24 protein-coding genes are annotated in these 22,097 nt (G+C 62.7%); 8 read left to right on the top strand and 16 right to left on the bottom strand.

The window, feature by feature from the left end:
• Positions 1-54: 54 nt before the first annotated feature.
• Together OKW41_RS26490 and OKW41_RS26485 are read left to right on the top strand one after the other, a co-directional pair.
• A complete protein-coding gene (locus OKW41_RS26490) occupies positions 55-561 on the top strand; it encodes a putative toxin-antitoxin system toxin component, PIN family (RefSeq protein WP_429574474.1) in 507 nt (168 codons plus the stop codon).
• A gap of 185 nt (positions 562-746) precedes the next feature.
• Positions 747-1,919 carry a pyridoxal phosphate-dependent aminotransferase gene (locus OKW41_RS26485; RefSeq protein WP_429574473.1) on the top strand — a complete coding sequence of 391 codons (1,173 nt, stop codon included), beginning with the start codon at positions 747-749 and terminating at the stop codon, positions 1,917-1,919.
• Positions 1,920-2,028: 109 nt separating this feature from the next.
• On the opposite strand, the gene OKW41_RS26480 is transcribed toward OKW41_RS26485, so the two are convergent.
• Positions 2,029-2,676 (bottom strand): glutathione S-transferase family protein, encoded by a 648-nt coding sequence (locus tag OKW41_RS26480; protein ID WP_429574472.1) that lies wholly within the window; start codon positions 2,674-2,676, stop codon positions 2,029-2,031.
• Between the two features lie 127 nt (positions 2,677-2,803).
• On the opposite strand from OKW41_RS26480, the gene OKW41_RS26475 reads away from it, so the two are divergent.
• The 6 genes from OKW41_RS26475 (at position 2,804) to OKW41_RS26450 (ending at position 9,156) form a co-directional block, all read left to right on the top strand.
• On the top strand, positions 2,804-4,360 hold the full coding sequence (locus OKW41_RS26475; protein WP_429574471.1) for a 3-hydroxyacyl-CoA dehydrogenase: 1,557 nt from the start codon (positions 2,804-2,806) through the stop codon (positions 4,358-4,360).
• Entirely contained in the window at positions 4,357-5,145 is a 789-nt protein-coding gene (locus OKW41_RS26470; protein ID WP_429452048.1) for an oxepin-CoA hydrolase, alternative type, read from the top strand. The genes OKW41_RS26475 and OKW41_RS26470 overlap by 4 nt, the downstream gene beginning before the upstream one ends.
• A gap of 21 nt (positions 5,146-5,166) precedes the next feature.
• Positions 5,167-5,883 (top strand): histidine phosphatase family protein, encoded by a 717-nt coding sequence (locus OKW41_RS26465; RefSeq protein ID WP_429452050.1) that lies wholly within the window; start codon positions 5,167-5,169, stop codon positions 5,881-5,883.
• A gap of 20 nt (positions 5,884-5,903) precedes the next feature.
• The gene (locus OKW41_RS26460; protein WP_429574470.1) at positions 5,904-7,010 is read left to right on the top strand and encodes a phosphotransferase; all 1,107 of its coding nucleotides are present in this window, start codon (positions 5,904-5,906) and stop codon (positions 7,008-7,010) included.
• A gap of 57 nt (positions 7,011-7,067) precedes the next feature.
• Entirely contained in the window at positions 7,068-8,327 is a 1,260-nt protein-coding gene (locus OKW41_RS26455) for an acyl-CoA dehydrogenase family protein (RefSeq protein ID WP_429452054.1), read from the top strand.
• A gap of 127 nt (positions 8,328-8,454) precedes the next feature.
• Positions 8,455-9,156, top strand: a complete 702-nt coding sequence (locus tag OKW41_RS26450) for a glutathione binding-like protein (RefSeq protein WP_018420032.1) — start codon at positions 8,455-8,457, stop codon at positions 9,154-9,156.
• A gap of 98 nt (positions 9,157-9,254) precedes the next feature.
• On the opposite strand, the gene OKW41_RS26445 is transcribed toward OKW41_RS26450, so the two are convergent.
• The 15 genes from OKW41_RS26445 to nuoI form a co-directional block, all read right to left on the bottom strand.
• Positions 9,255-9,731, bottom strand: a complete 477-nt coding sequence (locus OKW41_RS26445) for a MaoC family dehydratase (RefSeq protein ID WP_429574469.1) — start codon at positions 9,729-9,731, stop codon at positions 9,255-9,257.
• Positions 9,728-10,186, bottom strand: coding sequence for a MaoC family dehydratase (locus OKW41_RS26440; protein ID WP_090803790.1), 459 nt, complete (start codon positions 10,184-10,186; stop codon positions 9,728-9,730). Before OKW41_RS26440 ends, OKW41_RS26445 begins: the two co-directional genes overlap by 4 nt.
• A gap of 33 nt (positions 10,187-10,219) precedes the next feature.
• A complete protein-coding gene (locus OKW41_RS26435; RefSeq protein ID WP_429574468.1) occupies positions 10,220-11,347 on the bottom strand; it encodes an acyl-CoA dehydrogenase family protein in 1,128 nt (375 codons plus the stop codon).
• A gap of 10 nt (positions 11,348-11,357) precedes the next feature.
• Entirely contained in the window at positions 11,358-12,554 is a 1,197-nt protein-coding gene (locus OKW41_RS26430) for an acyl-CoA dehydrogenase family protein (RefSeq protein WP_429574467.1), read from the bottom strand.
• 49 nt (positions 12,555-12,603) lie between these two features.
• The gene (locus OKW41_RS26425) at positions 12,604-13,029 is read right to left on the bottom strand and encodes a DUF1178 family protein (protein WP_429574466.1); all 426 of its coding nucleotides are present in this window, start codon (positions 13,027-13,029) and stop codon (positions 12,604-12,606) included.
• Positions 13,030-13,245: 216 nt separating this feature from the next.
• Positions 13,246-13,770 (bottom strand): helix-turn-helix transcriptional regulator, encoded by a 525-nt coding sequence (locus tag OKW41_RS26420; protein ID WP_429574465.1) that lies wholly within the window; start codon positions 13,768-13,770, stop codon positions 13,246-13,248.
• A gap of 74 nt (positions 13,771-13,844) precedes the next feature.
• Positions 13,845-14,090 (bottom strand): hypothetical protein, encoded by a 246-nt coding sequence (locus OKW41_RS26415; RefSeq protein ID WP_429454550.1) that lies wholly within the window; start codon positions 14,088-14,090, stop codon positions 13,845-13,847.
• 305 nt (positions 14,091-14,395) lie between these two features.
• Positions 14,396-14,986 (bottom strand): NUDIX domain-containing protein, encoded by a 591-nt coding sequence (locus OKW41_RS26410; RefSeq protein WP_429452070.1) that lies wholly within the window; start codon positions 14,984-14,986, stop codon positions 14,396-14,398.
• Positions 14,987-15,031: 45 nt separating this feature from the next.
• Positions 15,032-15,328 carry a DUF2818 family protein gene (locus tag OKW41_RS26405; RefSeq protein ID WP_429452072.1) on the bottom strand — a complete coding sequence of 99 codons (297 nt, stop codon included), beginning with the start codon at positions 15,326-15,328 and terminating at the stop codon, positions 15,032-15,034.
• Positions 15,328-16,800, bottom strand: coding sequence for an NADH-quinone oxidoreductase subunit NuoN (nuoN, locus tag OKW41_RS26400; RefSeq protein ID WP_035470481.1), 1,473 nt, complete (start codon positions 16,798-16,800; stop codon positions 15,328-15,330). The genes OKW41_RS26405 and nuoN overlap by 1 nt, the downstream gene beginning before the upstream one ends.
• A 24-nt stretch (positions 16,801-16,824) precedes the next feature.
• Positions 16,825-18,315 (bottom strand): NADH-quinone oxidoreductase subunit M, encoded by a 1,491-nt coding sequence (locus tag OKW41_RS26395; protein ID WP_090803779.1) that lies wholly within the window; start codon positions 18,313-18,315, stop codon positions 16,825-16,827.
• Between the two features lie 14 nt (positions 18,316-18,329).
• A complete protein-coding gene (nuoL, locus tag OKW41_RS26390; RefSeq protein ID WP_429452074.1) occupies positions 18,330-20,375 on the bottom strand; it encodes an NADH-quinone oxidoreductase subunit L in 2,046 nt (681 codons plus the stop codon).
• A 17-nt stretch (positions 20,376-20,392) separates the two neighbouring features.
• Positions 20,393-20,698 (bottom strand): NADH-quinone oxidoreductase subunit NuoK, encoded by a 306-nt coding sequence (gene nuoK, locus OKW41_RS26385; protein WP_006052894.1) that lies wholly within the window; start codon positions 20,696-20,698, stop codon positions 20,393-20,395.
• 20 nt (positions 20,699-20,718) lie between these two features.
• Positions 20,719-21,411 (bottom strand): NADH-quinone oxidoreductase subunit J, encoded by a 693-nt coding sequence (locus tag OKW41_RS26380; RefSeq protein WP_184010205.1) that lies wholly within the window; start codon positions 21,409-21,411, stop codon positions 20,719-20,721.
• 192 nt (positions 21,412-21,603) lie between these two features.
• Positions 21,604-22,092 carry an NADH-quinone oxidoreductase subunit NuoI gene (gene nuoI, locus OKW41_RS26375; protein WP_175150600.1) on the bottom strand — a complete coding sequence of 163 codons (489 nt, stop codon included), beginning with the start codon at positions 22,090-22,092 and terminating at the stop codon, positions 21,604-21,606.
• Positions 22,093-22,097: the final 5 nt, after the last annotated feature.

Raw genomic sequence — 22,097 nt, 5'->3', positions numbered from 1 at the left:
GGCTTGCAGGCACGCCGTGCCTGGCGGTCAAAGACGAAAGCCCGATTGTAACGAATGCCCGGTTCCCTCGCCTCAAGCGACGCGTTGCGCGTCGTACTCGATTCCAATGTCTGGATCGACATACTCGTATTCGACGACCCTCACACGCGGCCGATCGCCGCCGCGCTCGAAAGCGGCGCGCTCGCCGCGCTGATCGACGCGCGCTGCCTCGCCGAGCTCGCCTACGTGCTCGACTATCCGCAGTTCGTGCACCGCAATGTCGACAAAGCCGCTGCGCTCGCGGTCGTCGCGCGGCTGGCACAACTGGTCGAGCCGTGTGAGCCGACCGAGTCCGCCGCCGACGCGCGGCCGCTGCCCCAATGCAAGGATCGCGACGATCAGAAGTTTCTCGAGCTTGCGCATGCGGCGCAGGCCGACTGGCTCGTGTCGAAAGACCGTGCGGTGCTGAAGCTCGCGAAACGGATCGCGCGCGACTTCGGCTTCAGGATCGCGCAGCCGGCACCGTTCGTCGCGGAAATCGGCATCGCGCAGAATGCTGGGGGCGACCCCGTCAACGCGTGAATCCGACCGTCCGTGTGGCGCGTTAAGCCGAGCGCATGTTGAAGGTTATCGTCAGGCGGCTTCTGACGATCAACGTGAAACCCGCGGCACGCACAGCGTGTCGCGATTCCCTACAATCAGGCTTCGCCCTTCGCAACGACAGTTCGAGAACCGGCCCACCTTATCGCCCTGCTACCCACGACGCCATGAACGCACCGCACGACACGCCCACGAGCCCCACGTTTCCGTCTCGCCTGCCGAACGTCGGCACGACGATTTTCACCGTGATGAGCGCGCTCGCCGCGGAAAAAGGCGCGGTGAATCTGGGTCAGGGCTTTCCCGACTTCGCCTGCGATCCGCGCATCGTCGACGCGGTCGCGAACGCGATGCGCGACGGTCACAACCAGTATCCGCCGATGGCCGGTGTGCTGCCGCTGCGTCAGGCGATTTCGGACAAAATCGCGAATCTGTACGGCCGCCACTACGACGCCAATCGCGAAATCACCGTGACCGCGGGCGCCACACAGGCGTTGCTGACCGCGATTCTTTGCACTGTCCATCCCGGCGACGAAGTGATCGTGATCGAACCGACCTACGACAGCTATCTGCCGTCGATCGAACTCGCGGGCGGCAAGCCGGTTTTCGTCACGCTCGACGCACCCGACTACGCGATCCCGTTCGACAAGCTCGCCGCCGCGATCACGCCGAGGACGCGGCTCATCATGATCAACACGCCGCACAATCCGACCGGCACCGTGTGGCGCGAACAGGACATGCGCAAGCTCGAGGAGATCGTGCGCGGCACCAACGTGCTGATCCTGTCCGACGAGGTGTACGAGCACATGGTCTACGACGGCGCGCCGCATGAAAGCGTCGCGCGTTATCCGGAACTCGCGCAGCGCAGCTTCGTCGTGTCGAGCTTCGGCAAGACCTACCACGTGACGGGCTGGAAAGTCGGCTATGTGGCCGCGCCCGCCGCCCTGACCGCCGAGTTCCGCAAAGTGCACCAGTTCAACGTGTTCACCGTCAACACGCCGATGCAGATCGGCCTCGCCGATTACATGAAGGATCCGGCCCCGTACGTGGAGCTACCGGCGTTCTATCAGCGCAAGCGCGATTTCTTCCACGCGGGCCTCGCGAATTCGCGCTTCAGGCTGCTGCCGTGCACGGGCACGTATTTTCAATGCGTCGACTATTCGGCGATCAGCGACCTGCCCGAAGCCGAATTCGCGCAATGGCTGACCGGCGAAATCGGCGTCGCGGCGATTCCGGTCTCGGCGTTCTATCACGAGGCGCACGAGTCGGGCGTGGTGCGCTTCTGCTTCGCCAAGCAGGAAGGCACGCTCGCTACCGCGCTCGAACGGCTCGCGCGGCTCTAGGATGCCTTGCGCGATGCCACGAACGAAGCCACGTTACTTGCCATCGCGCTGCGCGGCACGGGTGTGCGCTTCGCACCCATGCGCGCTTCATGGCACTGCGCTCATTCCCTCAGGACGCACGCGACGCCGCGACACAGGCCTTGCGATCCTCAGTCACGCGCTGCGCAGCCGGCCGCGGGTTGATCGTCTTCACGTAGCGCTTCCAGTCGATCCCCGCTTCGAGCAGAAGATCGCGGCCGTAAATGGTCTGTGTCGCCATACCGACGAGCGGCAGGCTCACGTAGCCGGCGGTATCCGCCACGCTGAATTGCTCGCCGCACAGATACGGCGAGAACTTCGCGATCCGTTTGAAACCGGCGATGTGATGCGTGAGCAGCTTCTCGACGCGCCCTTTCGTCGCGTCGCTGACCGTGCCGCCGAAAAACGCTTCCTTGTACAGATTGCGCACTGTCAGCTCGAGATGTACATCGACGAAAAAGATCATTTCGCGTTCCTTGGCGGCCTGCCAAGGATCGGCGCAGAAGATCCGCTTGTCGGGAAAACGCGCAGCCAGATATTCGACGATGCACTGCGACTCGCAGAGGTCGCCGTGCTCGGTCTGCAGATATGGCACCTTGCCGAGCGGCGAATGCTCGAGCAGCGCTTCTTCCTGACTCGGCTTCACGACCTGCTCCTCGAACTCGATGCCATGTTCGAGCAGCACGAACTTGACCTTGTTGTAGTAGTTGGACAGCGCAAAACCGCACAGCTTGATCATGGGGTGTCTCCTTGTGTCATGGTGTGTGAGACCGCGCGTCGAGGTTGAAGCAGCGGCTTTCCATCGAATCATCCACGAAATTGCACGATCGTGCTATTCTAAAATAACCATGGAGTCGAGCATCACAATGAACTCTCGCAATTTCAGCATCGAGACCATCGGCATCGTCGGCACCGGCGCGATGGGCCGCGGTATTGCGCAGATCGCGGCGCTCGCGGGCCTGCGCGTGCGGCTCTACGACACCAACGCGGCCGCCGTCGGCGCCGCGCGCGACTATCTCGCGGAAACTTTCGCCAAATTGACGGCCAAAGGCAAGCTGGAGCAGTCGCGCTCGCTCGCCGCGCTCGCCAACGTGAGCGGCGTGCAGGCGATCAGCGAGCTGGTCGGCTGCGATCTCGTCATCGAGGCGATCGTCGAAAAGCTCGAGGTGAAGCAGGCGCTGTTTCGCGAGCTCGAAACCGTGGTCAGCGGCCGCTGCATCCTCGCGTCGAATACGTCGTCGCTGTCGATCACCGCGATAGCCGCGGGCTGCACCGATCCGTCGCGCGTGGTCGGCTATCACTTCTTCAATCCGGTGCCACTGATGAAGGTCGTCGAAGTGATCGACGGCCTGCGCAGCGACCCCGAAGCCGGCGACGCGCTGATGGATCTCGCCCGCCGCATGGGCCACACGCCGGTGCGCGCGAACGACATGCCGGGCTTCATCGTCAATCACGCGGGCCGCGGCATGAATACCGAGGGCTTGCGCGTGGCGGGCGAAGGCGTCGCGAGCTTTGCGGACATCGACCGAATCATGCGCGAGCAGGCCGGCTTTCGCCTCGGGCCGTTCGAGCTGCTGGACCTGACCGCGCTCGACGTGTCGCATCCGGTGATGGAGTCGATCTATCACCAGTTCTACGAAGAACCGCGTTACACACCGTCGCCGATCACGGGCACCCGGCTATCGGGCGGACTGCTCGGCCGCAAGAGCGGCGAAGGTTTCTATCGCTACGTGGACGGCAAGCAGCAGGTTCCCGCCGAAGCGCCCGCGCCGACCACGCTGCCGCAAAGCGTGTGGGTCAGCCAACGCTACCGCGACGCGTATGAGCCCGTCGTGCAACTGGTCGGCAAAGCGGGCGTAAAGCTCGACGAAGGCGCGACGCCCGCCCCTGCTTCGCTGATCGTCGTCACGCCGTTCGGCCACGACGCGACCACGGCCGCGGTCGACGAAGCGCTCGACGCGAGCCGCGTCGTCGCCGTCGATGCCCTGTTCCCGCTCGTCGGCGCGCAACGCCGCACGCTGATGACCACGCCGGCCACGACACGCGCCGCGCGCGATAGCGCGCATGCGCTGTTCGCCGCCGACGGCATCCCCGTCACCGTGATCCGCGATTCGACCGGCTTCGTCGCGCAGCGGGTGGTCGCGACGATCGTCAACATCGGCTGCGACATCGCGCAGAAGCAGATCGCGACGCCGGAGGACATCGACCTCGCCGTCATGCTCGGCCTCGGCTATCCGCGCGGACCGCTCGCGCTCGGCGACGCGCTCGGCGCCAACACCATTCTCACGATCCTGCGCAACATGCACAGCGTGCTCGGCGAACCGCGCTATCGTCCGTCGCCGTGGCTCGCAAGACGCGCGCAACTCGGCCTCGCGCTCACGCAGCGCGACGCCACCGACATCCCAACGGAGACCCAATCATGAGCGCCGCCCTGCTCGCTTCACGCCCGGCCAGCAGCGAATCCACGCTGGTCCTCACGCTGTCGAACCCCGGTGCGCGCAACGCGCTGCACCCGGACATGTACGCCGCGGGCATCGAGGCATTCGATACCGTCGAGCGCGATCCGTCGATTCGCGCCGTCGTGATCACCGGCGCCGATAACTTCTTTTGCGCAGGCGGCAACCTGAACCGCCTGCTCGAAAATCGCGCGAAAGATCCCTCCGTGCAAGCCGATAGCATCGACATGCTCGCTCAATGGATTTCGGCACTGCGGCTATCGTCGAAGCCGGTCATTGCCGCGGTGGAAGGTGCGGCGGCAGGTGCGGGATTTTCGCTCGCGCTCGCCTGCGATCTGATCGTCGCCGCGGACAACGCCAAATTCGCGATGTCTTACGCGCGCGTCGGCCTGACGCCCGACGGCGGCGGCTCGTGGTTTCTCGCAGAGGCGCTGCCGCGCCAGCTGGCCACCGAGGTACTGATCGAAGCCAAGCCGATCGGCGCCGCGCGTCTGCACGAACTCGGCGTCGTCAACCGGCTCACCAAAGCCGGCACCACGCTCGATAATGCGCTCGCGTGGGCCGACGAGCTCGGCGCGGTTTCGCCCAATTCGGTCGCGCGCATCAAGGGGCTGATCGCCGCGGCCGGTACGCAGCCGCTCGCGGATCATCTGGTCGTCGAGCGCGATAACTTCGTCGCGTCACTGCATCATCGCGACGGTCTCGAAGGCATCACCGCGTTCCTCGAAAAACGCGCACCGATCTACAAATAAGCGACAAGAGAGCCGCCCGACATGCCCGACTACCAACTGCCGAAACGGCGCCGCATCTTCCTGATGCGTCACGGCGACGTCACCTACTTCGACGACACCGGCCGCGCGATCGATCCCGAAACCGTGCCGCTGAACGCGAACGGCCGCGAGCAGGCGAGCGCGGCGGGCCGCGTGTTCGCCGGTCAGCAGGTGCGCTTTGACCGCGTGATCGTCAGCGGCTTGCCGCGCACGATCGAAACCGCGCGGCGCGTGCTCGTCGAAACGGGTCAGCAGATTGAGCCCGAAATCGAGCCCGCGTGGCAGGAAATTCGCGGCGGACGGCTCGGCGGCATTCCGCCGAGCGATATCGAGGCGGCGTTTCTCGGCGTGTTCGACGGCATCGTGCCGGAGAGCATGCGCTTTCTCGACGGCGAAACGATCGGCGAACTGTTCGATCGCGTGCTGCCGGCCGTCACGGCGCTGCGCGAAGACACGTCGTGGGACACCGTGTTGCTGGTGCTGCACGGCGGCGTCAATCGCGCGATCCTGTCGCACGCGCTGACGGCCGGCGGGCGCACGTTCTTCGGTCATCTGTCGCAGGCGACCGGCTGCATCAACGCGCTCGACGTCGGCGCCGCGCCGCGCGACTGGGTGCTGCGCATGCTCAACTATTCACCGCCGTCGCCGTTGCATCGCGACGTCCGCAACACCACGATGGAAATACTCTACGCACAATTCATCCGATGCCAGCGTAGCTGACACCGAACTGGAGAAGACACATGGCGCAAGCCACGCAGACCGGCGAACCCGCACGCGGACAGGACTACTCGGCTTTCGAGGGCACCCGCCCGGTCAACGAGCGGCAACGCTTCGACAACGACGCGCTCGCCGCGTGGCTGGCCGGACATGTCGACGGATTCGAGGGGCCGCTCACGCTCGAGCAATTCGCGGGCGGACAATCCAATCCCACGTTCAAGCTGATCACGCCATCTCGCTCCTACGTGATGCGCGCGAAACCCGGGCCCGCCGCGAAGCTGCTGCCGTCCGCCCATGCGATCGAACGCGAATATCGCGTGATGCACGCGCTCGCCGACACCGACGTGCCGGTCGCACACATGCTCGCGCTGTGCGAGGACGAAAGCGTGATCGGCCGCGCGTTCTACGTGATGGAGTTCGTGGAAGGTCGCGTGCTGTGGGATCAATCGCTGCCCGGCATGACGCCCACCGAGCGCGCGGCGATCTATGACGAAACGAACCGCGTCATCGCGGCCTTGCACAGCGTCGACGTCGCCGCCGCCGGCCTCGCCGATTACGGCAAGCCCGGCAATTACTTCGCGCGCCAGATCGGTCGCTGGAGCAAGCAGTATCTGGCGTCCGAGACCGAGCCGATCGACGCGATGCACCGGCTGATCGAATGGCTGCCGCAGCATATGCCCGCAGAGACGAGCGGCCGTACCTCGATCGTGCATGGCGACTACCGGCTCGACAATCTCATCTTCGATCGCGACGAGCCGCGCGTGCTCGCGGTGCTCGACTGGGAACTGTCGACGCTCGGCGATCCGCTCGCCGATTTGGCGTATCACTGCATGGCGTGGCATGTCGATCCGGCGCAGTTCCGCGGCATCGCCGGACTCGATTGGGCCGTGCTCGGCATTCCCGATGAAGCTCAGTACGTCGAGCGTTATTGCCAACGCACCGGCTTCGAGATTCATGGCGACTGGAATTTCTATCTCGCGTACAACATGTTCCGCATCGCCGCGATTCTGCAGGGGATCATGAAGCGCGTCGTCGACGGTACCGCGTCGAGCGCGCAGGCGCTCGACGCCGGCCGGCGCGCGAAGCCGATGGCCGAACTCGCCTGGCACTATGCGCAGAAGGTTCTCTAGACACAAGGGCGCGCCCTGCTCCCCATCATTCGCAGTCCGTTACCCGCGAGGTCCAAGATGAATTTCGATTACACCCCGAAGGTCCAGGCGTTGCGCGAAAAGCTGCTCGCCTTTTTTGACGAGCACATTTACCCGAACGAACATGCGTTCTATGCGGAGATCGCGCGCAACCGCCAGAACGGCAACGCATGGGTGCCGACCGAACTGGTCGAGCAACTCAAGCAGAAGGCGCGCGACGCCGGTCTGTGGAATCTGTTCCTGCCGCAATCGGAGCGCGGCGCGGGCCTGACGAATCTCGAATACGCACCGCTGTGCGAGATCATGGGCCGTGTGCCGTGGGCGCCGGAAGTGTTCAACTGCAACGCGCCGGACACCGGCAACATGGAGACGATCGAGCGCTACGGCAGCGAAGAGAACAAGCGCGAGTGGCTCGAACCGCTGCTGCAAGGACAGATCCGTTCGGCGTTTCTGATGACGGAGCCGGAGGTCGCGTCGTCGGATGCGACGAACATCCAGACCAGCATCGTGCGCGATGGCGACCATTACGTGATCAACGGCCACAAGTGGTGGTCGTCGGGCGCGGGCGATCCGCGCTGCAAGGTCTATATCGTGATGGGCAAGACCGATCCCGACGCGCCGCGCCATCAGCAGCAGTCGATGATCCTCGTGCCCGCCGACGCCACCGGCATCACCGTGCATCGCCCGCTCACGGTGTTCGGTTACGACGACGCGCCGCACGGCCACATGGAGATCACACTCGACAACGTGCGCGTGCCCGCTACCAACATGCTGCTCGGCGAAGGCCGCGGCTTCGAGATCGCGCAAGGCCGTCTCGGCCCGGGACGCATCCACCACTGCATGCGCCTGATCGGTCTCGCCGAACGCGCGCTCGAATTGATGGCGAAGCGCTCGCTGCAGCGTGTCGCGTTCGGCAAGCCGGTCGCGTCGCAAGGGGTCACGCAGGAGCGTCTTGCCGAGGCGCGCTGCATGATCGAGCAGGCGCGTCTGCTCACGCTGAAGACCGCGTACATGATGGATACCGTCGGCAACAAGGGCGCGCGCGGCGAGATCGCGATGATCAAGGTGGTCGCGCCGAACATGGCGTGTCAGGTGATCGATTGGGCGATTCAGACGCATGGCGGCGGCGGCGTCAGCGACGATTTTCCGCTCGCGTATGCCTATGCGTCGGCGCGCACGCTGCGTTTCGCCGACGGCCCCGACGAAGTGCATCGCAACGCGATCGCCAAGCTCGAACTTGCGCGTCATATGGATGCGGGCGCGGCGGCTCGCGTTGAGATGCCGGTCACACGCGTTTGAGTGCTGCGGCTCGGTGTGAGCGTGGAGCCTGAGCCCGCGGCAAGCAGCGTCGCGCGATCTATGCTCTAATTTTCGGCAACGGCGGCGCCCTCTTTGCGGCGCCGCTTCGACGAACAAAGGAGCCAGGATGATCGACGTCTATAGCTGGGCGACCCCGAACGGCCACAAGATTCATATCATGCTCGAGGAAACGGGCCTACCCTACAACGTGCATGCCGTGAACATCGGTGCCGGCGACCAGTTCAAGCCGGAATTTCTCGCCATCAGTCCCAACAACAAGATTCCCGCGATCGTCGATTCCGAAGGTCCGAAAGGCGCCGACGGCCGGCCCTTCGCGCTATTCGAATCGGGCGCGATCCTGATTTATCTGGCCGAGAAAACCGGCAAGTTTCTACCGAGCGATCCGGCCGCGCGCTACGCGGCACTGCAATGGCTGATGTTCCAGATGGGCGGCCTCGGTCCGATGCTGGGGCAAACGCATCACTTCCGCGTGTATGCACCCGAGCAGATCGAATACGCGGTCAATCGCTACACCAATGAGGCGCGACGTCTGTACGGCGTGATGGACACGCAACTCGGCAAGACGCGTTACCTGGCCGGCAACGACTATACGATCGCGGACATCGCCGCGTTTCCGTGGACCCGTTCGTGGAAAAATCAGGGCATCGAGCTCGATACCTTGCCGAACGTGAAGCGCTGGCATGAAGAGATCGCTGCGCGGCCGGCGGTGGTGCGCGGCGTCGACGTGCTGGCGTCGGCGCGCGCGCCGCTGATGGACGACAAGGCGAAAGAGATCCTGTTTGGCGCGACGCAGTACGCGAAACACTAGTTTCGGCCGTCTCGCTGACGCGGCTCGACACAAGCTGAAAGCGCGAGCGGCATGCCTGCCGGCTCGCGCTTTTTCATTTCGTCTGCGAAGGGAAAACGCTAGAAATAATGCCGCGTGATGAACTCCGCGACGCACACCGGTCGTTCGCTGCCCTGACGCTCCAGCGTCACGTTCCACGCGAGTTGCACGCCGCTGTTGTCGACGTCGGTCACCGACTCGACGGCGAACTTCCCGCGCAGCGACGATCCCACGAGTACCGGCGACATGAAACGCACGCGGTTCAAGCCATAGTTGACACCCATGCGCTGCTCGATCTTCACCGTTTTGCCGAGCAAAGCCGGAATCAGCGACAGCGTCAAAAACCCATGCGCGACCGGGCCGCCAAACGGCGATTCGCGTTTGGCCCGCTCGGGATCGATGTGAATCCACTGATGATCGCCGGTTGCCTCGGCGAAACGGTTGACCCTCTCCTGATCGACGCTCAGCCATTCGCTGACGAGCGGCTCGGCGCCGGTGAGCGCGCGCAAAGCACCCGCATTGTCGAAAGCGACTAGCGTCGCCGCGCTCGCCGTCATGCCGCCGCTCCCGGATTGCGCAGGCCGAACATGCCGTTCGAGCGCACCGTGATCACCGTTTCGCCGTGCTGATTGATGCCCTCCCAGCGTGTCGACACGATGCCGCGATCCGGCTTGCTCTGCGACACGCGCTTGTCGACGATGACGTTCATCATCGTGATCGTGTCGCCGACTCGTACCGGCTTGAGCCAGCGGATCTCGTCGATCCCGGGCGAACCCATCGATGTCGAATCCGCCAGTACCTTGCGCACGAGCATGCCCATCATTACCGAGCAGGTGTGCCAACCACTCGCGACAAGGCCGCGGAACGGCGATTCGGCCGCGGCGGCTTCGTCGAGATGAAACGGCTGCGGATCGAACTTCTGCGCGAACTCGACAATCTCCTCGCGCGTGAACATGTGCTTGCCGATTTCGCGGCTCGAGCCCACTTCCATGTCTTCGAAACTGATTTTCATCGTGCACCTCCTTTGTCCTGTGGAACGGCCCGATCAGTCTTCGGCGACGGCAAATCCGGGCAGCGTGGCAAACCGCGCGAGATGATGATCGACGTCGCCGAGCGTGGTCTCGATGATCGCGAGGCGCTTGAACAGATGCGCGGCCGCCACTTCGTTCGTGACACCCATGCCGCCGTGCAACTGCACCGCCTGTTGACCAACGAAACGCGCGGCCTGGCCGACCCGAACTTTTGCCGCGGAGATCGCTCGACGGCGCTCGTTCGCGTCTTCACTCGCGTAGCGCATCGCGGCCAGATACGTGATCGAGCGCGCCTGCTCCGCGTGGATCAGCATCTCGACCATGCGATGCTGCAACGCCTGGAAACGCGCGATCGGCTGGCCGAACTGCTGGCGCGTTTTGGTGTACTCGACGGTGGCGTGATTGAGCGCGTCGAGCGCGCCGATCGCTTCTGCGCACAGCAGCAGCGTGCCGTAGTCGGCGATCTGCTCGAGGGTTGCCGCCCCCGCTTGTTCGCCGGCGAGCCGGCGCGCGGGCGTGCCATTGAATTCGAGCGTCGCGGCGCGTTGACCGTCGATCGTGCGGTACTCGGTGAGCGTGACGCCGGCCGCGTCACGCGCGACGACAAAGAGTGCGATCTCGCCATAGAGGCGCGCCGGCACGATCCAGTGGTCCGCCTGCGCGCCGTGCAGCACGACCGATTTGGTGCCGCTCAGCGTGTGCTGCGCACCCTGCCCGCTCGCGGTCGTCGCGAGTTCGAACAGATCGTACCGCGCATGCGGCTCGTGAAACGCCACGGCCAGCCTGGCTTCGCCCTGGGCCGCCCGTTCGAGCAGCGCGGCATCTTCGCCGTCGCCGGTGCCGGCAAGGCGCAGCGCTTCGATGCCGACCGCGGTCGCCCAAAACGGCTCGACGACGAGCGCGCGGCCGAGCTCCTGCATGACCACGAGCATGTCGATCGGACCACCGTTGAAGCCGCCCTGCGTTTCGGGCACCGGCAACCCGGTCAGCCCCAGTTCGGTGAACGCGGCCCAGTGCACAGCCGATACGCCCGCCTTCGAGCGCACGATCTGCTGGCGCGCTTCGAAGCCGTAGCTCCTGTCGAGATAGCGGCGCAGCGCATCGGCAAATTGCTGTTGTTCGTCGTTGAAAGTGAAGTCCATGCGCCGCTCCTCAAAGTCCGAGAATCATCTGTGCGATGATGTTCTTTTGAATTTCGTTCGAGCCGCCGTAAATCGACGTCTTGCGGAAGTTGAAGTAGTACGCGGCAAGCGGAGCGGCATCGTCGTCGCCGGCAAGACTGTGCTCGCGTTCGCCTTCGAGGAACGGCACGTCGAACGGGGCGGCCAGCGGGCCGATTGCTTCGAACATCAGCTCGGTGAGCCCCTGTTGCACTTCCGTGCCCTTGATCTTCAGCATCGACGCTTCCGGGCCCGGGCCGCGACCGCCCGCCTCGTTGGCTACCACCCGTTGCACGGTGACTTCCAGCGCCATCAACTCGATTTCGAGACTCGCTACCTTCGCCGCAAACACCGGATCCTGCAGCAGCGGCTTGCCGTTCTTTTTCTGATTCAGCGCGACACGCTTCAGAAACGCCAGCTCACGCTTCGACGCTCCGACTCGCGCAATGCCGGTACGCTCGTGGCCGAGCAGATATTTCGCATACGTCCAGCCGCGATTTTCTTCGCCGACGAGATTGTCGACCGGCACTTTGACGTCCTCGAAGAACACCTCGTTGACTTCGTGATCTTCGTCGAGCGTGATGATGGGCCGCACCGTCATGCCCGGGGTTTTCATATCGATCAGCAGGAACGAGATACCCTCCTGCTTTTTGGCGCCGCTGTCGGTGCGCACGAGGCAGAACATCATGTCGGCGTGCTGGCCGAGCGTGGTCCAGGTCTTCTGGCCGTTGACCACGTAATGATCACCGACGCGCTCTGCGCGGGTGCGCAGCGACGCAAGGTCGGAGCCCGATCCCGGTTCCGAGTAGCCCTGACACCACCAGTCCGTGCCGTCGAGAATACGCGGCAGATAGTGGCGCTTTTGCGCCTCGTTACCGTATTTCATCAGCACCGGCGCAACCATCGACACACCGAAAGGCAGCACGGAAGGTGCGCCGATACGCGCGCACTCTTCTTCCCAGATATGTCGTTGCGTCGCGTCCCAGCCGGGGCCGCCGTATTCGCGCGGCCACGCGACTGCCGACCAGCCTCGCGTGCCGAGCAGCCTGTGCCAGCTTGCGAAGTCTTCGCGGGAAAGCCGTTTGTGATTGAGAACCTTGTCGCTCAGCTCGCGAGGCAGATTCGCTTCGAGCCAGGCGCGGATGTCAGCGCGGAACGCGTCTTCAGCGGGGGAATAGTCCAGATTCATGCGTAGTGTCTCCTGGCCGCCACCGCCCGGCCGCCTGGAGCCCACCGCGCTATTGCAGCGGTTCCTTCAGCGCAGCTGGGACCGGCAGCGGCATCACTTCGATGCCTTCCTCGACCAAGGCACGCGCATCCTCCGGTGTCGTGACACCGCGAATACTGCGCACGGGCGCTTCGTTGTAGTGAATGCGTCGTGCTTCCTCGGCGAAGCGGTCGCCCACGTTCTCCGTCTTCTCCAGCACCTCGCGCAGCGCGCGCATCATGTGCGCCTGCATTTGCTCCACGCCCGCCGGCGCCTTGGAGTCGGTCGCGCCCGACAGATTCAGACGCGGTGCCGAAGGCAAACGGCTCACCTTGTTCGCACCGCAGAACGGACATTCGACGAGATTGCGGGACTGCTGCGACTCGAAGTCATCGGTCGAAGCGAACCAGCCTTCAAACCGATGGCCATGCGGACACTGTAAATCGAGGACCTTCATGTGGAATCAGGGCTTGCGTGCCAGTTTAGCGCAAAATGGAAATTTGTGAACGATCGTTCGCAAAACTTTAGGGCCGACGCGCAACCGCCAGCAGCCGCAAGGGAATATGACGCGGGTGCGCGATTTTAACGCTTTACGGCAGGTGCTGCCGAAGGCGGCCCGGCTAGTAAGCGGTGCCACATCTGCTCCGCTCTACGGACCGCTTGCGGCGCCCTGCTACGCCACGAGATTGCTCAATTGACGGCTCACACGCGGTTCAATCTGACGGGCCTCCTTCGTCAGATTGATCTGCTTCGCGAGTTTTGCGACATCCGCCACACCGATCTCAATCTCGTACCCGCCGCGCGCGGTCAGCCATTCGAGCACGTCCGCCAGATGCCACACCGATGCACTGCCTTCGTGGACCGGTGACGGGAAGTCGATTGCGTTGTTCAGCATCAGCTTGCGCATGTTTTGCCGCGACACGCCGGCCACCTCGGCCACGTCGGTCAGCCCTACGAAGTCAGGTCCCGCCTCGACCAGCTGCGCGGACGGCACCGCACCTTTCACGTCCTTGAGCGCGCTGGTGACAGCCGCGAGTGCGCTCGCGCCTTCACGGGTGAAAAGCAGCCCGAGGCGGCCGGGTTGCCCGACGCCAATCGTGGCGTCGTCGCACCCCGCTTCGCCCAACCGCTCGACGATTGCGTCTGCATCGCAATCTTCCGCGGCGAGGCGGTATTTCAACGTGAACACATATTCCATACGTTACTCCTGTCTTCGTTGAGCCCAGGTTGTTGCGATTCCTGCTTGACCCCTGTGTGATACCTACGAACCCACTAGCGCCGTGCCGCGCAGTTGCCGACGATGCGCCGCAAGTGCCTGGCGTGATTGCCGGCATTCTTCGGCGTACTCCAGACGCTCGATATACAGAACTCCCCGCAACGACATTCGGCGTCTCTGTACGGGCAATGGATTTTTCCCCACGCATGACCTCTTCCGCCGTCCTGAACGCGCCAGCCGTGCTGCTCCGCGTATGCCAATGCGGCCTCGATCTCTTTCTTCATGTGCCTTGCTCGAACCATCGAGACCTCCAATTTAATCGCTCCAGCACAGGTTGTCAATTGACAACCTGTGCTGGAGCTGAAATGAGATCACTCCGATCTTTAACGTCAGTCATCCAAAACAAAATCGACGACGAATTCGGTGATCGAGAGGTTCATATTAGCCGGCCGCCGGCGCCACGACGAGCCAGCCAGATGGCATAGGAGACGGCTTATCTTTCGAGCCAGAAAGAAACCGCGAAACCAATGAAAAGCCCCTGCCGGTCATCGACCAACAGGGGCTCCGTTCACCTGCAACGCGGATCAGCTATCGGGCAGACGCGAACTTATACCGTTTCGGGCGCCTCGGTCGGCCACGTACCCGACAGCACTTTCTCGAGCCAGAAGGTACCGATGATCGTCTTCACATCGGTGATCTTGCCCGTGCGCACCCACTCGGATACCTGCTCCACGGTCGCGGTGAAAAGTTCGAGAAACTCGCCTTCATCGAGGTTGCGCTCACCCGCGGTCAAGCCCCGCGCGAGATAGATATCAATGAATTCGGTCGAGTAAGAAATGATCGGGTGAATCCGAGTCAGGTACACGTACTCGCGCGCGGTATAGCCGGTTTCCTCGCGCAGTTCCCGGACCGCGCAGGCCAGCGCGCCCTCGTTCGGGTCGAGCTTGCCGGCCGGATATTCGACCATCACCTTGCCCATCGGATAGCGATACTGACTTTCGAGCAGCACGCGACCGTCGTCGAACAAGGGGATCACCATGACGGCGCCCGGATGCTGAACGTATTCGCGCGTCGCCTGTTTGCCGTCGGGCAGTCGGACCCTATCGTACTTGACCGTCATGAACGGTCCTTGATGGACCGTCTTGCTGTCGATACAAGTCTCGGTTAGCGCAGCGTCGTGATTGGGAAGCTCAGCCATGTGCGGACCTCAGAACAGCCAGGCGCGCGCGACGGCGGGACGCCGTCAGCGGCGTTTGACCAGATATTGGAAGGAAAAGCCGGGGAAAGCGAACACGACGAACAGCGCGAACGTGATCGCGTAGAACTGCCAGCCCTGCTCGAAGCGATTTCCCGCGCGCGCTTCGAGCAAAAAGCCCAGCGCGCCGACCACGAAATACAGCACGATCAATTCGGCAATCCGGAGCCAGGCGCTTTTCTTCGCCGCTTTCAACGGCACCGCGGCGAAGAGGCGCTGATTCAGGAACGGCAGGTTGGCGCCGACCAGCGCCAACAGCACGATAAACCAGCCCGCAGCGGACATCAGAGCAGCAGCGTGTGCTGGATCGCCTGCAGGCAGGCGCGCAACAGCGGATCCGGCACGATACCGAGCACCAGCACGGCGACGCCGTTCAACGCGAGCAACGCGCGCGTGCTCGTGTCCGCCACGATCGGCGACTTGTCTTGCGGCTCGTCGAAGTACATCAGCTTGACGATACGCAGGTAGTAGAACGCGCCGAACAGCGACGTGATCACGGCGAGCACGGTGAGCCAGGTCAGGCCGGCGTTCATCGTCGCTTGCAGCACGGCGAGCTTCGCATAGAAACCGACTGCCGGCGGAATACCCGCGAGCGAGAACATCATGATCATCATCACGAACGCGAATACCGCGCTGCGCTGATTGAGGCCCTTGAAGTCCTCCAGCGTGTCCGCTTCGAAGTCGCGGCGCGCGAGCAGCATGATGACGCCGAAGGTGCCGAGCGTCGTGATCAGGTAGACGATGCTGTAGAACATCGCCGAGCCGTACGCGTTCGCGGCGCCCGTGGTCTTCTGGTCGACCACGCCGGCGAGCAGGCCGAGCAGCACGAAGCCCATGTTCGAGATCGCCGAATACGCGAGCATCCGCTTGACGTTGCGCTGCACGATCCCGGTGATGTTGCCGACGATCAGCGACAGCGCCGCCAGAATCACCAGCATCTGCTGCCATTCGACCGCCAGCGGCAGCAGGCCCATCACGAGGAAACGCAGACCCCACGCGAACGCCGCGACCTTCGGGCCGCCGCCGACGATGAGCGTCATCGCCGTCGGTGCGCCCTGGTACACGTCAGGCACCCACATATGGAATGGCACCGCACCCATCTTGAACGCCACGCCCGCCACGATGAAGATGACGCCGAACAGCAGCACGGTCGGATCGTAGTGGCTCGTGCTGATCGCCTTGAACACTTCGTTCAGGTCGAGCGAGCCGGTCGCGCCATACAGCATCGAAACACCGTACAGCAGGAAGCCGGAAGCCAGCGCGCCGAGCACGTAGTACTTCATCGCCGCTTCGTTCGACGACGCCACTTCGCGACGCAGCGCGATCACCGCGTACAGCGACAGCGACATCAGTTCCAGACCGAGATACAGCGTCAGGAAGTTATTGCCCGAGATCATCACGATCTGGCCGAGCAGCGAGAACATGCCGAGCAGGAAGAAGTCGCCGCGGAACAGGCTACGGTCTTCGAGGTAGCGACGCGAATAAACGATCGTCACCGCATAGCCGAGCGACACCACTGCCTTCATCACATTGGCGAACGGATCGACCACGTACATGTGATCGAAGAAGTAATGCACTTGGGGGTCGAACGCATTGATCGCGAACCAGATCCCGGCGACGAGCGTCGAGAAGAACGCGATGAAATACGTGGTACGGCGACCCTCCTGGCCAACGAACGTGTCGTTGAGCCACGCGATGACAATGGCGAACATCACCAGTGCATCGGGCAACAGAGCAGTCATAGGGGCGTTTTGCATGGTCTTAAATTCCTCCGCTCGTCGTTACTGAGGCAACGGCAGCTTCGATTGGGCAACGTGGGAGAGGAGGTTTTCCACGGATACGTGCATCACATCGGTAAAGGGCTTCGGATACAGGCCCATGAACAGCGTCAGTGCGGCGAGCACAGCCAGCATGAAAAATTCGCGACGGTCGATGTCGAGCAGGTTCTTCACGTGGTCGTTCGCGACCGCGCCGAAGTACACGCGCTTGTACATCCACAGCGTGTAGGCCGCGCCGAGAATCAACGTGACTGCCGCGCCACTCGCGATCCAGAAGTTGTACTGGACGGAAGCCAGAATCACCATGAATTCGCCGACGAAACCGGAAGTGCCCGGCAAGCCGCAATTCGCCATCGCGAATAGCATCACGAACGCCGCGAACTTCGGCATCACGTTGACGACGCCGCCGTAATCGGCGATCTGACGCGAGTGCATGCGGTCGTACAGTACGCCGATGCACAGGAACATCGCGCCCGACACGAAACCGTGCGAGATCATCTGCACGATCGCGCCTTCCGCGCCGAGCTGATTGAAGATAAAGAAGCCGAGCGTGACAAAGCCCATGTGCGCGATCGACGAATACGCGACCAGTTTCTTCATGTCGGCCTGCACCATCGCGACGAGACCGATGTAGATCACCGCGATCAGCGACAGCGTGATGACGACCGGTGCGAGGAAATGGCTTGCATCAGGCGTGATCGGCAGCGAGAAGCGCAGGAAACCGTACGCACCGAGCTTCAGCATGATCGCGGCCAGCACGACCGAGCCGCCGGTCGGCGCTTCCACGTGCGCGTCCGGCAACCACGTGTGCACCGGCCACATCGGCACCTTCACCGCGAAGGCCAGGAAGAACGCGATAAACAGCAGCACCTGCGGCGTCATCGCGATCTGCGCGTGCTGCCACGTGGCGATGTCGAACGAGCCGGTCTGGTTGTACAGATAGATCAGCGCAACCAGCATCAGCAGCGAGCCCGCCAGCGTGTACAGGAAGAACTTGAATGCCGCGTACACGCGGTTCGCCCCGCCCCACACGCCGATGATGATGTACATCGGGATCAGCGTCGCTTCGAAGAACACGTAGAACAACAGGCCATCGGCCGCGCTGAACACGCCGACCATGATGCCCGACAGGATCAGGAAGGCCGCGAGGTACTGGCCGACGTTCTTCGTGATCACTTCCCACGCTGCGATCACGACGATCACCGTGATCAACGCGGTCAACGCAACGAACCACATCGAAATGCCGTCCACGCCGAGGTGATACGTGATGTGGAAGCGCTCGATCCAGTTCGCCTGCTCGACGAACTGCAGCTCGGCGGTGCTCGAATCGAAGCTGGTGATCAGTGGCAGCGTGACGAGGAAGCTCAGAACCGAGCCGATCAGTGAAATCCAGCGCGCGGGGGCGGGGTTCTCGTCGTTGCCGATCGCGAGGACCAGCAGACCGAAGAAGATCGGCAACCAGATCGCGATGCTCAGAATCGGATAAGCGTGCATGAGTGTCCCTCGCCTTATTTGCCGCCGAGCGTTACGAACAGGGTCAGGAGCCCCAGCATGCCGATGATCATGGCGAACGCGTAGTGGTAGATGTAGCCGGATTGGAGGAAGCGGATCACGCTCGCGAACCAGCCGATAAAGCGTGCGCTGCCGTTGACGATGCCGTCGATCACGACCACGTCGCCTTCCTTCCACAGACCCCGGCCAATGGCCACCGCGCCTCGCGCAAACACGACTTCGTTGATCTTGTCCATGTAGTATTTGTTATCGAGCAACGTGTAGATCGGGCCGAATGCGCGCTTGATGACAGCGGGCAGATCCGGACGGACCAGATACAGGAACCATGCGACCACCACGCCTGCGAGCGCGAGCCACACAGGCAGGCCCGACACCGAGTGCAGACCCATCGATGCCCAGCCCTGGAATTCTTCGGTCATCTCATGCAGCGCCGGATGGTTCTCGCTGATGTAGATCACCCTGTCGAACGCGACGCCGTGCTGGAAGAAGTCGCCGAACAGCATCGGACCAACGCCGATCGCGCCGATCACGATCGACGGAATCGCCAGCAGCACGAGCGGCACCCACACGACCCACGGCGTTTCGTGCGGCTCGTGAGCGTGGTCGTCGTGGCCGTGCGCGTCATGCCCATGCGACTCTGCTTCTGCGCCCATCGGCGATTCCGGGTGCTTCGGATTGCGGAAGCGCTCCTCACCGTGGAACACCATGAAATACATACGGAACGAATACAACGCGGTCACGAACACGCTTGCGACCACCGCGAAGTACGCGAAACCCGAGCCCGGCAGATGCGACAGTTTCACCGCGTCGATGATCGAGTCTTTCGAGTAGAAGCCCGAGAAGAACGGCGTGCCGATCAGCGCGAGCGAACCGATCAGCGACGTGATCCACGTAATCGGCATGTACTTGCGCAAGCCGCCCATGTTGCGCATGTCCTGATCGTGATGCATGCCGATGATCACCGAACCCGCGCCGAGGAACAGCAGCGCCTTGAAGAACGCGTGCGTCATCAGGTGAAACACGGCGACCGAATATGCCGACGCGCCGAGCGCGACCGTCATGTAACCGAGCTGCGACAGCGTGGAATAAGCGACCACACGCTTGATGTCGTTCTGGACGATCCCGAGGAAACCCATGAACAGCGCGGTAATCGCACCGATTACCATGACGAACGACAGCGCCGTATCCGACAGTTCGAAGAGCGGCGACATGCGCGTGACCATGAAGATACCGGCCGTCACCATGGTCGCCGCGTGAATCAGCGCGGAGATCGGCGTCGGGCCTTCCATCGAGTCCGGCAGCCACACGTGCAGCGGGAACTGAGCCGACTTACCCATCGCGCCGATGAACAGGCAGATGCAAGCCACCGTCAGCAGGCCCCAGTCGGTACCCGGGAAGTTCAGCGCCGCGAGTTCGGTACGCTTCGCGAAGACTTCGCCGTAGTTCATCGAGCCGGCGAACGCGAACAGCAAACCGATGCCGAGCAGGAAACCGAAATCGCCGACGCGGTTCACGATGAACGCCTTCATGTTCGCGTAGATCGCGCTCTCACGCTTGAAGTAGAAGCCGATCAGCAGGTACGAAACGAGACCCACCGCTTCCCAGCCGAAGAACAGCTGCAGGAAGTTGTTGCTCATCACGAGCATCAGCATCGAGAACGTGAACAGCGAGATGTACGAGAAGAAGCGCTGGTAGCCGTCGTCGTCGGCCATGTAGCCGATCGTGTAGATATGCACCATCAGCGACACGAAGTTCACCACGCAGATCATCATCGCGGTCAGCGAGTCGACCAGGAAACCGACTTCGAGCTGGGTCTTGCCGATTGACATCCATTGATAAACGGTAGCGTTGAAGCTCGCGCCGTCCATCACCTGGAAAAAGACCATGACCGACAGGATGAACGAAATCGCGACGCCGAGGATCGTGACCGAATGCGCACCCGCCCGCCCTATCGCCTTGCCGAACAGCCCCGCAATCAGGGAACCAGCGAGCGGTGCCAGCGGAATTGCCAACAGCAGGTTTTCATTGAGTATCGTGGACATAACCGCTTTTCCTGAAATTAACCTTTGAGCTGATCGAGATCCTCGACATTGATCGTGTCGAGACTACGGAACAGGGTCACCAGAATTGCGAGACCGATCGCCGCTTCGGCTGCCGCAACGGTCAGCACGAAGAAGACGAAAATCTGGCCATGCACGTCGCCGAGGTAGTGCGAGAACGCGACGAAATTGGTGTTCACCGCGAGCAGCATCAGTTCGATCGCCATCAGGATGATGATGACGTTGCGGCGGTTCAGGAAAATGCCGACGATGCTGATCGCAAACAGGATCGCGCCGAGGACAAGGTAATGGGCAAGGGTCAACATGATTTCTATCTCCTGTCCGCTCAGCTGTTCTTGGCCGGTGCCGAGTCGGCTGCTGCTGCCGCTGCCGCGGCAGCCGCTTGTTCCGCCGCGAGAGTCGCCGCGGTTTTCTCTGACGGCATCTTCACGACGCGCACGCGGTCCTGTGCGCGCACCTTGACCTGTGCGCTGACGTTTTGACGCTTGCTGTCCTTCTTGTGGCTCGTGGTCAGCGCGATCGCCGCGATGATGGCAACCAGCAGGATCAGGCCGGCAATTTCGAACGCGAAGATGTAGTCGGTATAGATGACCTTGCCGATCAGGCGCGTGTTCGACCAGTCGCCCATGCCAGCGGCGGCCGCGGCCGTGTCGTGCAGCGCCGTGGTGGTCGCGCCGTAGCCGTGCCACAGGATCAGCGCGGTTTCGATCACGATGATCGCGCCCACCGCCGAGGCCATCGGCACGAAGCGTTTGAAGTCCTTGCGCAGCACGTCGAGATTGACGTCCAGCATCATCACGACGAACAGGAACAGCACCATCACCGCGCCGACGTAGACCAGCACCAGCAGGATCGCGAGGAACTCAGCCTCCAGCAGCATCCAGATCGCGGCTGCGTTGAAGAACGCCAGCACCAGAAACAGTGCGGACGATACCGGGTTGCGCGAGGTGATCACCTTCAGCCCTGAAACCACCAGGAGCAGCGCGAAGATGTAGAACAGTACGGTCGTGAATTCCATGATTACCGGTTCATCGTTAGGCCATCGTCAGGCATTGTTCTTTGGCACGCGTGGTTAGCAAAAGCGGACGAAACCGCCAGAACCGCCACACAGGTGCGCCGTGCCGCGGCGTTCAGGCCGCGGCGGTCGGCCCGACAGCAGGCCGTGTTACTGATTTTATTGCCGCAATTAATGCATCAGCGGGAAAGCGCTTCAACGATACGGTGCGTCGGCTGCCTTGTTGGCGGCGATTTCTGCTTCGTAGCGGTCGCCAACGGCCAGCAGCATGTCCTTCGTGAAGTAAAGGTCGCCGCGCTTCTCGCCGTGATACTCGAGAATGTGCGTCTCGACGATCGAATCGACCGGGCAGCTTTCTTCGCAGAAACCGCAGAAGATGCACTTGGTCAGGTCGATGTCGTAGCGCGTCGTGCGGCGCGTGTTGTCCGCGCGCGTTTCCGATTCGATTGTGATCGCGAGCGCCGGGCACACTGCTTCGCACAGCTTGCACGCGATGCAGCGCTCTTCGCCGTTTTCATAGCGGCGCAGCGCATGCAGACCGCGGAAACGCGGCGAGATCGGGGTCTTCTCTTCAGGGAACTGCACGGTGACCTTGCGCTGGAACGCGTAGCGTCCGGTCAGCGCGAGGCCTTTCAGCAGTTCCGTGAGGAAGAAAGTCTTGAAGAAGTTTTGGATTGCGGTCATAGGTT

This window comes from Paraburkholderia sp. UCT70 (genome assembly GCF_050434085.1).
In the GTDB taxonomy this organism is placed as follows: Bacteria; Pseudomonadota; Gammaproteobacteria; order Burkholderiales; family Burkholderiaceae; genus Paraburkholderia; species Paraburkholderia tuberum.
The sequence above is the reverse complement of the archived record's forward strand: the minus strand, read 5'-3'. Positions and strand labels throughout refer to the sequence as shown.

Coding starts and splice junctions, on each gene's coding strand:
- OKW41_RS26440 (WP_090803790.1), bottom strand. CDS start 10,186: ATGAAAATCAGTTTCGAAGACATGGAAGTGGGCTCGAGCCGCGAAATC.
- OKW41_RS26490 (WP_429574474.1), top strand. CDS start 55: ATGCCCGGTTCCCTCGCCTCAAGCGACGCGTTGCGCGTCGTACTCGAT.
- OKW41_RS26420 (WP_429574465.1), bottom strand. CDS start 13,770: ATGGAATATGTGTTCACGTTGAAATACCGCCTCGCCGCGGAAGATTGC.
- OKW41_RS26415 (WP_429454550.1), bottom strand. CDS start 14,090: ATGGTTCGAGCAAGGCACATGAAGAAAGAGATCGAGGCCGCATTGGCA.
- nuoN (WP_035470481.1), bottom strand. CDS start 16,800: ATGCAAAACGCCCCTATGACTGCTCTGTTGCCCGATGCACTGGTGATG.
- OKW41_RS26455 (WP_429452054.1), top strand. CDS start 7,068: ATGAATTTCGATTACACCCCGAAGGTCCAGGCGTTGCGCGAAAAGCTG.
- OKW41_RS26465 (WP_429452050.1), top strand. CDS start 5,167: ATGCCCGACTACCAACTGCCGAAACGGCGCCGCATCTTCCTGATGCGT.
- OKW41_RS26475 (WP_429574471.1), top strand. CDS start 2,804: ATGAACTCTCGCAATTTCAGCATCGAGACCATCGGCATCGTCGGCACC.
- OKW41_RS26460 (WP_429574470.1), top strand. CDS start 5,904: ATGGCGCAAGCCACGCAGACCGGCGAACCCGCACGCGGACAGGACTAC.
- OKW41_RS26435 (WP_429574468.1), bottom strand. CDS start 11,347: ATGGACTTCACTTTCAACGACGAACAACAGCAATTTGCCGATGCGCTG.
- OKW41_RS26485 (WP_429574473.1), top strand. CDS start 747: ATGAACGCACCGCACGACACGCCCACGAGCCCCACGTTTCCGTCTCGC.
- OKW41_RS26380 (WP_184010205.1), bottom strand. CDS start 21,411: ATGGAATTCACGACCGTACTGTTCTACATCTTCGCGCTGCTCCTGGTG.
- nuoI (WP_175150600.1), bottom strand. CDS start 22,092: ATGACCGCAATCCAAAACTTCTTCAAGACTTTCTTCCTCACGGAACTG.
- OKW41_RS26450 (WP_018420032.1), top strand. CDS start 8,455: ATGATCGACGTCTATAGCTGGGCGACCCCGAACGGCCACAAGATTCAT.
- nuoL (WP_429452074.1), bottom strand. CDS start 20,375: ATGTCCACGATACTCAATGAAAACCTGCTGTTGGCAATTCCGCTGGCA.
- nuoK (WP_006052894.1), bottom strand. CDS start 20,698: ATGTTGACCCTTGCCCATTACCTTGTCCTCGGCGCGATCCTGTTTGCG.
- OKW41_RS26480 (WP_429574472.1), bottom strand. CDS start 2,676: ATGATCAAGCTGTGCGGTTTTGCGCTGTCCAACTACTACAACAAGGTC.
- OKW41_RS26410 (WP_429452070.1), bottom strand. CDS start 14,986: ATGGCTGAGCTTCCCAATCACGACGCTGCGCTAACCGAGACTTGTATC.
- OKW41_RS26395 (WP_090803779.1), bottom strand. CDS start 18,315: ATGCACGCTTATCCGATTCTGAGCATCGCGATCTGGTTGCCGATCTTC.
- OKW41_RS26425 (WP_429574466.1), bottom strand. CDS start 13,029: ATGAAGGTCCTCGATTTACAGTGTCCGCATGGCCATCGGTTTGAAGGC.
- OKW41_RS26445 (WP_429574469.1), bottom strand. CDS start 9,731: ATGACGGCGAGCGCGGCGACGCTAGTCGCTTTCGACAATGCGGGTGCT.
- OKW41_RS26430 (WP_429574467.1), bottom strand. CDS start 12,554: ATGAATCTGGACTATTCCCCCGCTGAAGACGCGTTCCGCGCTGACATC.
- OKW41_RS26470 (WP_429452048.1), top strand. CDS start 4,357: ATGAGCGCCGCCCTGCTCGCTTCACGCCCGGCCAGCAGCGAATCCACG.
- OKW41_RS26405 (WP_429452072.1), bottom strand. CDS start 15,328: ATGTCCGCTGCGGGCTGGTTTATCGTGCTGTTGGCGCTGGTCGGCGCC.